Here is an 11,807-nt window from a genome sequence, read left to right on the forward strand (position 1 = left end):
GTAGTGGATGCATGCTTGGTGAATATGTTTTATAAATCCTGTCCACCCCGTGGATAGGTAGTCGGCAAAACGTCGAACTGTCATAAGAATTGAAACGCTGGCACACTGTTGGGTCCTGAGGCAACACATTGTGTTGTCACCCTGCTTGGTGGTGGGGTGTGGTCTTTGACTTATGGATAGTGGTTGCGAGCATCTAAACATAGCCTCGCTCGTTTACGAGTGAGGCTGGTTTTTGCAATTTATTAGCTAAGTTCTTAAGGGCGCATGGTGAATGCCTTGGCACTAGAAGCCGATGAAGGACGTAGGAGGCTGCGATAAGCCTCGGGGAGCTGCCAACCGAGCTTTGATCCGAGGATATCCGAATGGGGAAACCCAGCACGAGTGATGTCGTGTTACCCACTGCTGAATATATAGGCTTTGGGAGGAAACGCGGGGAAGTGAAACATCTCAGTACCCGTAGGAAGAGAAAACAACCGTGATTCCGTGAGTAGTGGCGAGCGAAAGCGGAAGATGGCTAAACCGCATGCATGTGATACCTGGTAGGGGTTGTGTGTGCGGGGTTGTGGGAGTTGTACTTGCCGGTTCTACCAGACCGGCGGACAGTAAAAAAGTGTCGTGATTAGCGGAAGTGGTCTGGAACGGCCCGCCGCAGACGGTGAGAGTCCGGTACGCGAAAATCCGACACCTGTCTCGTACTTCATCCCGAGTAGCAGCGGGCTCGTGGAATCTGCTGTGAATCCGCCGGGACCACCCGGTAAGCCTAAATACTCTCTAGTGACCGATAGCGGATTAGTACCGTGAGGGAATGGTGAAAAGTACCCCGGGAGGGGAGTGAAATAGTACCTGAAACCATGTGCCTACAATCCGTCAGAGCCTCCTCGTGGGGTGATGGCGTGCCTTTTGAAGAATGAGCCTGCGAGTCAGGGACACGTCGCGAGGTTAACCCGTGAGGGGTAGCCGTAGCGAAAGCGAGTCTGAATAGGGCGCCCATAGTGGCGTGTTCTGGACCCGAAGCGGAGTGATCTACCCATGGCCAGGGTGAAGCGGCGGTAAGACGCCGTGGAGGCCCGAACCCACTTAGGTTGAAGACTGAGGGGATGAGCTGTGGGTAGGGGTGAAAGGCCAATCAAACTCCGTGATAGCTGGTTCTCCCCGAAATGCATTTAGGTGCAGCGTCGCGTGTTTCTTATTGGAGGTAGAGCTACTGGATGGCCGATGGGCCCTACTAGGTTACTGACGTCAGCCAAACTCCGAATGCCAATAAGTTAGAGCGCGGCAGTGAGACGGCGGGGGAGAAGCTCCGTACGTCGAGAGGGAAACAGCCCAGATCGCCGGCTAAGGCCCCTAAGCGTGTACTAAGTGGAAAAGGATGTGTAGTCGCGAAGACAACCAGGAGGTTGGCTTAGAAGCAGCCACCCTTGAAAGAGTGCGTAATAGCTCACTGGTCAAGTGATTATGCGCCGACAATGTAGCGGGGCTCAAGTACACCGCCGAAGCCGCGGCATTCATGCAATACATTCCCTTCGGGGCAGTGGCATGGATGGGTAGGGGAGCGTCCTGCACCCAGCGAAGCTGCGAAGTAATTCAGCAGTGGAGGGTGCGGGAGTGAGAATGCAGGCATGAGTAGCGACAGGCAAGTGAGAAACTTGCCCGCCGAATGACCAAGGGTTCCTGGGCCAGGCTAGTCCTCCCAGGGTAAGTCGGGACCTAAGGCGAGGCCGACAGGCGTAGTCGATGGACAACGGGTTGATATTCCCGTACCCGTGTGTGCGCGCCCATGATGAATCATCGGTACTAACCACCCAAAAGGTTCTAGATCAATCTCTTCGGAGTGCGACATGAACCCGCTGCGTGGGACCTTCGGTGGTAGTAGTCAAGCGATGGGGTGACGCAGGAAGGTAGCTGTACCGGTTAGTGGTTATACCGGAGCAAGCCTGTAGGGCGACATCTAGGCAAATCCGGATGTCATAAGCCTGAGAGGTGACGCATAGCCGATTGAGGCGAATTCAGTGATCCTATGCTGCCAAGAAAAGCCTCTAGTGAGTTCACACACGGCCCGTACCCCAAACCAACACAGGTGGTCAGGTAGAGAATACTAAGGCGTACGAGATAACTATGGTTAAGGAACTCGGCAAAATACCCCCGTAACTTCGGGAGAAGGGGGACCTCGCTTGGTGACCGGACTTGCTCCGTGAGCTGAACGAGGTCGCAGAGACCAGTGAGAAGCGACTGTTTACTAAAAACACAGGTCCGTGCGAAGTCGCAAGACGATGTATACGGACTGACGCCTGCCCGGTGCTGGAAGGTTAAGAGGACCCGTTAACCCTTGGGTGAAGCGGAGAATTTAAGCCCCAGTAAACGGCGGTGGTAACTATAACCATCCTAAGGTAGCGAAATTCCTTGTCGGGTAAGTTCCGACCTGCACGAATGGCGTAACGACTTCTCAACTGTCTCAACCATAGACTCGGCGAAATTGCACTACGAGTAAAGATGCTCGTTACGCGCGGCAGGACGAAAAGACCCCGGGACCTTCACTATAGCTTGGTATTGGCGTTTGGTTCGGTTTGTGTAGGATAGGTGGGAGACTTTGAAGCAGGCACGCCAGTGTTTGTGGAGTCATCGTTGAAATACCACTCTGATCGTATTGAACCTCTAACCTCGGACCGTATATCCGGTCCAGGGACAGTGCCTGGTGGGTAGTTTAACTGGGGCGGTTGCCTCCTAAAAAGTAACGGAGGCGCCCAAAGGTTCCCTCAACCTGGACGGCAATCAGGTGTTGAGTGCAAGTGCACAAGGGAGCTTGACTGCGAGACCTACAAGTCAAGCAGGGACGAAAGTCGGGACTAGTGATCCGGCACCTCTGAGTGGAAGGGGTGTCGCTCAACGGATAAAAGGTACCCCGGGGATAACAGGCTGATCTTCCCCAAGAGTCCATATCGACGGGATGGTTTGGCACCTCGATGTCGGCTCGTCGCATCCTGGGGCTGGAGCAGGTCCCAAGGGTTGGGCTGTTCGCCCATTAAAGCGGCACGCGAGCTGGGTTTAGAACGTCGTGAGACAGTTCGGTCTCTATCCGCCGCGCGCGTCAGAAACTTGAGGAAACCTGTCCCTAGTACGAGAGGACCGGGACGGACGAACCTCTGGTGTACCAGTTGTTCCACCAGGAGCACGGCTGGATAGCTACGTTCGGACAGGATAACCGCTGAAAGCATCTAAGCGGGAAACCTATTCCAAGACCAGGTTTCTTACCCTTTTAGAGGGATAAGGTCACCCACAGACTATGGGTTCAATAGGCCAGACCTGTAAGCGTAGTAATACGTTCAGGGAACTGGCACTAATCGACCGAAAACTTACTAATAAATCGCAACCACTATTCGTCGTCATTTGACGACCACACTCCACCACCAGATAACTTGTGTGTTAATCACACGAAAGAGTTACGGCGGCCACAGCGAGAGGGAAACGCCCGGTCCCATTCCGAACCCGGAAGCTAAGCCTCTCAGCGCCGATGGTACTGTTCTTAACACGGAACGGAAGAGTAGGACACCGCCGAACATAAATTGGAAATACCCCCCAGGAAACTGGGGGGTATTTTCATATTCTGGCTGCTAGATTTCTGAAATAGTGTGACGGTAGAGATAGGAACCCTGTGCAGGCATTCAAGGGGAGCTTCAAGCTGAAGCCGGCTGCCACCACCGTGGGTGCAGTGATACTAGTGCTGGTCATCTACGTGGGTTTTCTCGTCATCTATCGGATGCTGGATCATCATTCGGGCCCGCCGTCGGCCGATCTGGATCTGTCGCGGGACAACGAGACTGTGGTGGTCATCGATCTCCAGGACCTGCGGACGGTGAATAACCGGCTGGACGCCGAAGTTGTGGTGTTACCGGCGAAGACGACACTCGATGCCTTCGGGCTGTTGAATGCGGACATGTCCGTGCGATTGGTGTCCTCGCTGGATTACGGGGAGCGGCATTTTCCGCGGGGGACGGTCCCTGTCGCCATGGACGACACTCTGGTCGCAACCGGTGATGCCCAGTCATGGCCGTTCGACGAATACTCCACAGGGAGTTTGCGCGCAGAAGTCATGGTGGGTAATGGCGTAGGGCGGCGTCCGGTACCAGCGCGCATCGAAGTGATCGGGAGCTTGGGCGGATGGCGGGCGTCGACGGAGACATCGCCGGCGCCGGCTGGCACGGGTGACCAGACGACGGTCACGCTGGTACGGGCTCGCGGCACCCTGGCATTCGATGCGGGCATCTGCCTGGTGTTGATCACACTTCCGACAATGGCCCTGATTGTGGCAATCGAGACGGTCAAGGGGAGGAAGAAGTTCCACCCGCCGCTGACAACGTGGTTCGGAACGATGTTGTTCGCCATCGTCCCGTTGCGCAACATCTTGCCCGGAGCGCCACCGCCGGGAGCGTGGATAGACCAAGCGCTGGTGCTATGGGTACTCATTGCACTCGTTGTGGCGATGGTGCTTTACGTCGAAGCCTGGTGGAAGCAGTCCGACTAGATCGGGCAGCAGCGTTTAGCCCACCGGTACGGCAAGCTCGGTGGGCTCGGTGCGTCCGCGCAGCGTGACGGTGTCGCCCGAGCGCCAGTGCAACGCCTCGCGATGGTGTGCGCGTAATACGGTGTCGAGCGAAGCCACCAAGCGTCCCGGCACCGTTTTGGAGAGCTCGCAGAGCCGAGCTGCTTCGTTGACTGGGTCGCCGATCACGGTGTATTCGAAGCGGTCATGGGCCCCGACGTTTCCGGCCACCGCCTGCCCCGAGGCCACGCCGATGCCTGCCTGGCATTCGGGCACCTCGGTCCGTAGCCGGCGGGCGATGGCGCGGGCGGCGGCGAGTGCCTGGCTTTCGGGACGGTCCTGCCGAACCGGCGCGCCAAACACAGCGAGGGTGGCGTCGCCTTCGAACTTGTTGACCATGCCTTCGTATCGGTCGATCTCTTCGACAACGACGGTGAAGAATCGGTTCAGCAGCGCGACCACCTCGATGGCGGGCCGAGTGGCCGCCAGCTGAGTAGACCCGACGATATCGGCGAAAAGCACGGCGACGTGGCGTTCTTCGCCGCCAAGCGCGGGCTGTTGCAATTCGGCCGCGGCGGCGACCTCACGGCCGACGTGCTTGCCGAAGAGGTCCCGGACCCGCTCGCGTTCGCGTAGACCCTCTGCCATGGTGTTGAAACCTGCCTGCAGCTCGCCCAGTTCGGTGCCGTCGTAGACGACCAGGTTGACGTCGAGATCGTTCTGTTCGACGCGCTTGAGCGCGGCCTGCACCTCTTTGACAGGGGCGGCAGTCATCCACGATGCGATCCAGATGAGGATCAACCCGAATACCACCGGGAATGACGCCAGGATGATGACCGCCACGGCGAGCTGGTTGACCGTGAAGTTGCCGAAGATCAGCGCACCGACACCAGTGAGCATGATGCCGACAGCGGGCACCCCGGATCCCAGCATCCATGCCAGCATGGTGCGCACCATGATTCCCGAGGCGAGCCGCCTCCTGCGGTACCCCGCTTCGAGTGCTCGCGCGGCGACGGGGCGCATCGCGAACTCGGTGAACAGGTAGTTCGCCGCGCAGACCACCACCCCGCTGAACCCCACCGCGAAGAAGATCTTGGGAATGTAGAGCGGATCTTGCAGCCCGTAGAGCGTGGTGAACAAGGCGGTACCGCCCGCCCACAGAATCGCCTCGACGACCGTCAGTCGCCGAGGGACCGCAAACGCGTTGCGCTGGTCCTCCTTGGTCGGCTCCCGTTCGTCGATGGCCCAACGCACCACCTTGAAGATTCGGCGGGTACCCCACACGGCGCCGATGAGCACCGCGAGTGTCACGTACACCGGAACGACCACGAATTGGATCCACCAGGGTGCATCGAAGACGTTGGGGTCGGGCACCGCGACGAGCACCAGCAGGATGACTACGGCGACACCAATCAGGTTGGCGGCCACCACGAACACGGTCAGTATCAGCTGGATGCGGATGCGCTGGACGAGGGTGCTTTCGTCATAGCGGCCCAGCAGCCACGATCCGTACCCATCGCCGGCCTCGAGTCGGCCGGTCTGCCCGGTGATCGCGGCCAGGGCACGGCCCACTCGTCGCGACACTGCGCGAATCGACTCGTTTGCCATAGTTGTGGTCAGCCTAACGCCCTATACAGTGAGCCGGTGCGTCTCGTTGTAGCTCAATGCACGGTTGATTATGTCGGCCGGTTGACCGCCCACCTGCCATCCGCCAAGCGGCTCTTGCTGATCAAGGCCGACGGCTCGGTGAGTGTGCATGCCGATGATCGAGCCTATAAGCCGCTCAACTGGATGAGCCCGCCATGCTGGCTCATCGAAACCGAGGGTGAGGGCTCGGGCGAGGGTGGAGCGTCGACCGTGTGGGTGGTGGAGAACAAGGCCGCCGAGCAGCTGCGGATCACCATCGAGAAAATCGAGCATGACTCGGCGCATGAGCTCGGCATTGACCCCGGACTGGTCAAGGATGGGGTGGAAGCGCACCTGCAGGAGTTGCTCGCCGAGCATGTTGCGCTACTCGGCGACGGATACACCCTGGTACGTCGCGAGTACATGACCCCGATCGGACCGGTGGACCTCCTGTGTCGTGATGCCGACGGTGCGACGGTGGCGGTGGAGATAAAGCGCCGCGGCGAGATCGATGGTGTCGAGCAGCTGACCCGCTACCTCGAACTGCTCAACCGTGACACCACGCTGGCGCCGGTCGCCGGTGTCTTCGCGGCGCAGCAGATCAAGCCTCAGGCCCGTACCCTTGCCGAGGATCGCGGAATCCGTTGTCTCACACTGAACTACGATGCCATGCGGGGAATGGACTCAGACGAATTCCGTTTGTTCTGAAATCGCCCCACGGCTCCTAGAATCACCACATGGGCCGCCGACATCCGCCGCGCCGCGATGCCGGCGATCGTTCCGCTGCGTCGCCCCTCGGCGGGCATCAGGTGGAGCTGGGGACTGATGGTCTGGACTACCAGGTGCGGCGGATCTCCGCAGCGCGAGCGATCAAGGTTTACCGCTGTCCCGGATGCGATCACGAGATAGCGATGGGGGTAGCGCACGTGGTGGCGTGGCCCGTCTCCGAGAGGCACGACAGTGGAGCGGAAGACCGCCGACACTGGCATACGCCGTGCTGGAGCAACCGGGCGAACCGAAGCCCGACGCGGCGTTGGAGCTAGTGCGACTGCGTAGGCTGGACGAGCTCGATGAGTACGCCGCCGGTGTCCTTGGGATGCAGGAAGTTGATGCGTGAGTTCGCGGTGCCGAGGCGCGGCTCCTCGTAGAGCGCACGGACTCCCGCAGCACGCAGCTGATCGGTCAGCGCGTCGATATCGGTGACGCGGTAGGCCAGCTGCTGTAGTCCCGGGCCCTTCTTGTCCAGAAACTTGGCGATGGGCGAGGACTCATCGAGCGGGGCCATCAGCTGAATCTGTGCGCTGCCGGGCTCTGCTCCGGGGAAGGACAGCATCGCCTCGCGGACGCCCTGACTCTTGTTGATCTCCTCGTGCACCAGGATCATGCCCAGGTGCTCGTGGTACCACTCGATCGCGACGTCCAAGTCAGGCACCGCGATACCCACGTGGTCGATCGCGGTCACAAGGCCGGTCGATAGGATCGAGGGAACATCAAGAGGAGACGATGTCGTCATAACGCAACGGTAACGCGTTCCAGAAAACGGCGTCCACTCGAGCAGTATTAAGGAGATTCCATGAGCACGTCCGTGATTGTTGCTGGAGCGCGTACACCCGTTGGCCGCTTCCAGGGATCTCTGAAGGACTTCTCGGGCGCTCAGCTGGGCGGAATCGCTATCAAGGGCGCCCTGGAGAAGGCCAAGGTGGCGCCGTCCGCGGTCGATTACGTCATCATGGGCCAGGTTCTCACCGCAGGTGCCGGCCAGATTCCCGCGCGCCAGGCGGCGGTTGCCGGTGGAATCGGTATGGATGTCCCTGCGCTCACCATCAACAAGGTGTGCCTTTCCGGTGTCGATGCCATTGCCCTGGCTGACCAGCTGATTCGTGCCGGCGAGTTCGAGGTCGTCGTCGCCGGTGGTCAGGAATCCATGACCAATGCCCCACATCTGCTGCCCAAGAGCCGGTCCGGGTTCAAATACGGCGACGTGACGCTCGTTGATCACATGGCCTTCGACGGTCTGCATGATGCTTTCACCGACCAGGCGATGGGCCTGCTCACCGAACAGCGCAACGTGTCCGACAAGTTCACCCGTGAACAGCAGGACGAGTTCGCGGCGCGCTCGCATCAGAACGCCGCCCGTGCATGGAAGGACGGTGTCTTCGCCGACGAGGTGGTCGCGGTGCAGATCCCGCAGCGCAAGGGCGACCCGATCGAGTTCGCCGAGGACGAAGGCATCCGTGCGGACACCACTGCCACGTCACTGGCGGGGTTGCGTCCGGCGTTCAGCAAGGACGGCACCATCACCGCGGGGTCGTCCTCGCCGATCTCCGACGGCGCCTGTGCCGTCGTGGTGATGAGCAAAGAGCGCGCGGAGCGCGAGGGGCTGGAATGGATCGCCGAGATCGGTGCACATGGTGTCGTCGCCGGCCCCGACTCCAGCTTGCAGCTGCAGCCGGCCAACGCCATTCGGAAGGCCTGTGAGCGGGAAGGGATTTCCCCTGATCAGCTCGACCTGGTCGAGATCAATGAGGCCTTCGCGCTGGTGGGCTTGGCCTCGATCAAGGACCTGGGTATCGATCCGGCCAAGGTCAATGTCAACGGTGGTGCGATCGCTATCGGTCACCCCATCGGGATGTCGGGTGCCCGGATCACGCTGCATCTGGCGCAGGAGCTCAAGCGCCGCGGCGGTGGTATCGGTGTGGCCGCACTGTGCGGCGGCGGCGGTCAGGGTGACGCCCTCATCGTGCGGGTGTAAGTTTCACGACTTTCAACGACAGGGCGTAGTAGATCGGCGATGTGTCGGGCACAATGAGGGCATGACACAGCTTTTCGACCTGCGCAGCACCGCTAGCAGGTTCCGCGCCATCGCGTTGCTCGAGGCCGTCAGCTGGGCGGGTCTGCTCACCGGGATGTTCTTCAAGTACGTGCCGGATCCAGGTAATGAGATCGGCGTGAAGGTCTTCGGCTGGATCCATGGGGTCGTCTTCATCGCGTACTTGGTGGTGGGATTTCTGGCGGGTCGTGAATACCGCTGGAGCCCGCTCACCTGGTTGCTCGCACTGTTAGCTGGGGTAGCCCCTTTGTGCAGTGTGATCTTTGTCATATGGGCCGACAAGGCGGGTAAATTGCCCATCACGGATAGGGCGCCGGCGGGCGACGCAGCGCCGTAGTGCGGAGGTCGCGAGCCGTGACAGACTGGACGGCGTGACCCGACCACGTCCCGCGATGGCTGCGGCCATGTCCGGAGCTGTCGACCTCTCCGCTCTCAAGCAGCGCGCGCAGGAGTCCGCAACACCCCGCGAGCCCTCGGCCGGGGGTGATTGGACCGTCGAGGTAACCGAGGCGAATCTGGAAGCCGAGGTGCTGGCGCAGTCCAACCGCGTCCCTGTGATCGTGCTTCTGGGATCGCCGCGTAGCGAGGCCTCGGCGACGCTTGCCGCCACATTGGGCGACCTGGTCGCAGAGGACAACGGCAAGTGGATCCTCGCCACGGTCAACGTCGACACCAGCCCGCAGATCGCACAGGTCTTCGGCGTGCAGGCGGTGCCTACCGTGGTGGCCGTGGCGGCAGGGCGACCCATCACCAGCTTCGCGGGACCGCAGCCGGCTGATCAGCTGCGACGTTGGCTCGACTCGATCCTCGACGCGGTCGCCGGTAAGCTGCCCGATGCCGCCGCGTCGGACGGTGAGGACATCGACGAGTCCGAAAACGACACAGACCCGGCGCTCGCGGCTGCGCGTGATGCGCTGGACTCCGGAGATTTCGAGGCGGCTCGCACCGCGTATCAGGCCCTGCTGGACGACGGGGCCACCGGTGCGGTGGCGGCCGAGGCGACCGCGTCGGTGCGCCAGATCGAGTTCCTGATCCGTGCGACGAGTCTGCCGCAAGATGCCGTGGCTGTCGCCGATGCCATACCGGGGGATATCGCAGCGGGGTTAGCCGCCGCCGACGTGGAAGTGCTTTCGCAGCAGCCAGATTCGGCGTTCGACAGGCTGGTCGCGCTGGTTCGCGCGACAGCCGACGATGATCGGGCCGCGGTGCGCGCCCGACTGCTCGAGCTATTCGAGTTGTTTGATCCCGCCGATCCTGCCGTGGTCGCCGGGCGGCGCAAGCTCGCCAACGCGCTGTTCTAGTTCGGCGTTGACGGGCTCCCGCACCTACGGAAAGCGCTTGGCGCAGGTCTGGTCATTACCCAGCACGCCTATCCGGTAGGCGTCGATACGGGAGAATCCGGCCGGCGCGGTCTGGCCCTTCACGTCACTGGAAGCCCTACCGCTGGAAAGCAATTCGGAGACGGCCTCGTCGAGATCGCCGCCGGAGAGGATGACTGGCGCGCGGGGAGTCACGATGCCCTTGCCGGCGGCACGCGAGGTGAAATATCCCGTCAGACACGCGGTGCGCAGCCCGGTCATGATGCCTTCGGTCTCCAGCCCTGCGGCCTTCTGCGCCGCCAGTGCGTAGCGCGAGACGATCACACTGAACGCCGAATAGTCGCCGTTCACCTGCGCGGAGAACAGTGCCCGATCCGATGAGGGCGTGGCCATCTTCTGCAGAGCCTTCGGGTCCAGGGCAATCGTGTTGTCCTTGGGACAGAACGAAGCCGGTGCGGTGCCCGAACCGTCGGAGCATTTCCCCTCGCCGTATACCGCCTTGGGTGGGTTGTCCATGGGGAACACCTGCGAGGCTGCGGCAAGCACCGCATCGATGGTGTCGGGGTTTATGGGCCAGTTGTCGCCATTCGGGCCCACACCCAGGCCCTTCGGAAGTTCGCCGCGGCGTTTGAGGATCTCGCGGGCGTCGATGCGCTTGCAGGCCATGGGACCGTCGGTGAACCCGAATTGGAAAGCCGAGACCCGCTCGAACGCCGAACCGTGGATGGCCCACTTCTTACTGGTGTCGTTGTCGCGGATGGCGATCATCGCGGCCATGACCTTGTTGAGTCCATCGGCGGTGTTCAGGGTGAATCGTGGTGAATCCCCTTGAGTGACCCAGCGGAGATAGGAGCCGGAGAAACAGTCAGCTTGCTGCTCCTGATTGAGATCGAGGAGGTACTCGACCTGGTCCTTGGTCATCTTGGGATCGTCGATCGGGGTGATGAGCTGGGCGTGGTATTGGATCGAGTGTCCGTACTCGTGGGCCATGACGGTGTTCATGGCCATATCGCCCATCTGCTTGCGCAGGTAGGGAAACAACTGACCGCGATCCCACGCGAACGAGTTTTCCGGCGGACAGAACGCGGCATTGATGAACCCGTTCAGGTTGCCCCCGCAGAATTCCAGGTCGCGGTTGCTCTTACTCGAGTCAACGGAAATGAGCCGGGACACCGGTCGGAAATTGGCGAACGAATCGCCGTAGAACTGCGTCCAGAAGTCCTCGATGTCCGCCAGGGACACCTTGACGTAATCGTCGATCTCCCCGTTATCGGTGTTCTCGATCTTGCGCTTGGGGATCTGCACCCCGGGTTTCATGCCGGAGGGGCCATCGACCGCGGGCATGCCGGCCACGCGCAGGGGATCCGCGTAGATGGATTGAGGTTGCCCACCGAGCGGACGGCCACACGACGCGACTACCAGCACCAGCCCCACCAGCAGTGCCATCCAGCGTTTGGACATCGAGCCACCCCTCATACGCGAGTTTGCGTTTAGC

Annotated in this window: 9 protein-coding genes and 2 rRNA genes; 8 read left to right on the forward strand and 3 right to left on the reverse strand. The window is 60.9% G+C overall.

Annotated elements, in window-relative coordinates:
* Positions 1–244 precede the first annotated feature (244 nt).
* The 3 genes from DSM43276_RS06600 to DSM43276_RS06610 all read left to right on the forward strand — a co-directional run bounded on the left by DSM43276_RS06600 (position 245) and on the right by DSM43276_RS06610 (position 4,519).
* Positions 245–3,358 (forward strand): 23S ribosomal RNA (locus tag DSM43276_RS06600).
* Between the two features lie 80 nt (positions 3,359–3,438).
* Positions 3,439–3,555, forward strand: a 5S ribosomal RNA gene (gene rrf / locus DSM43276_RS06605).
* A gap of 94 nt (positions 3,556–3,649) precedes the next feature.
* Positions 3,650–4,519 carry a DUF4436 domain-containing protein gene (locus DSM43276_RS06610; RefSeq protein ID WP_078328818.1) on the forward strand — a complete coding sequence of 290 codons (870 nt, stop codon included), beginning with the start codon at positions 3,650–3,652 and terminating at the stop codon, positions 4,517–4,519.
* Positions 4,520–4,534: 15 nt separating this feature from the next.
* On the opposite strand, the gene DSM43276_RS06615 is transcribed toward DSM43276_RS06610, so the two are convergent.
* Positions 4,535–6,145, reverse strand: a complete 1,611-nt coding sequence (locus DSM43276_RS06615) for an adenylate/guanylate cyclase domain-containing protein (RefSeq protein WP_078328819.1) — start codon at positions 6,143–6,145, stop codon at positions 4,535–4,537.
* A 36-nt stretch (positions 6,146–6,181) separates the two neighbouring features.
* Here DSM43276_RS06615 and nucS point away from each other — a divergent pair, with 36 nt between their 5' ends.
* Both nucS and DSM43276_RS23765 read left to right on the forward strand, forming a co-directional pair.
* A complete protein-coding gene (nucS, locus tag DSM43276_RS06620) occupies positions 6,182–6,871 on the forward strand; it encodes an endonuclease NucS (RefSeq protein ID WP_078328820.1) in 690 nt (229 codons plus the stop codon).
* A 29-nt stretch (positions 6,872–6,900) separates the two neighbouring features.
* The gene (locus DSM43276_RS23765; protein WP_078328821.1) at positions 6,901–7,206 is read left to right on the forward strand and encodes a hypothetical protein; all 306 of its coding nucleotides are present in this window, start codon (positions 6,901–6,903) and stop codon (positions 7,204–7,206) included.
* Here DSM43276_RS23765 and mce read toward each other — a convergent pair.
* The gene (gene mce / locus DSM43276_RS06630) at positions 7,203–7,676 is read right to left on the reverse strand and encodes a methylmalonyl-CoA epimerase (protein ID WP_078328822.1); all 474 of its coding nucleotides are present in this window, start codon (positions 7,674–7,676) and stop codon (positions 7,203–7,205) included. The two genes, DSM43276_RS23765 and mce, sit on opposite strands and share 4 nt — an antisense overlap.
* A gap of 60 nt (positions 7,677–7,736) precedes the next feature.
* Here mce and DSM43276_RS06635 point away from each other — a divergent pair, with 60 nt between their 5' ends.
* From DSM43276_RS06635 to DSM43276_RS06645, 3 genes are all read left to right on the forward strand, one after another.
* Positions 7,737–8,915 (forward strand): acetyl-CoA C-acetyltransferase, encoded by a 1,179-nt coding sequence (locus DSM43276_RS06635; protein WP_078325329.1) that lies wholly within the window; start codon positions 7,737–7,739, stop codon positions 8,913–8,915.
* Between the two features lie 61 nt (positions 8,916–8,976).
* Entirely contained in the window at positions 8,977–9,330 is a 354-nt protein-coding gene (locus tag DSM43276_RS06640) for a DUF3817 domain-containing protein (protein ID WP_078328823.1), read from the forward strand.
* A gap of 34 nt (positions 9,331–9,364) precedes the next feature.
* Entirely contained in the window at positions 9,365–10,294 is a 930-nt protein-coding gene (locus DSM43276_RS06645) for a tetratricopeptide repeat protein (RefSeq protein ID WP_078328824.1), read from the forward strand.
* Between the two features lie 24 nt (positions 10,295–10,318).
* Here DSM43276_RS06645 and DSM43276_RS06650 read toward each other — a convergent pair whose 3' ends face one another.
* Entirely contained in the window at positions 10,319–11,773 is a 1,455-nt protein-coding gene (locus DSM43276_RS06650) for a neutral zinc metallopeptidase (RefSeq protein WP_078328825.1), read from the reverse strand.
* Positions 11,774–11,807: the final 34 nt, after the last annotated feature.

It is taken from the genome of Mycobacteroides salmoniphilum (assembly GCF_004924335.1).
Lineage (GTDB): Bacteria > Actinomycetota > Actinomycetes > Mycobacteriales > Mycobacteriaceae > Mycobacterium > Mycobacterium salmoniphilum.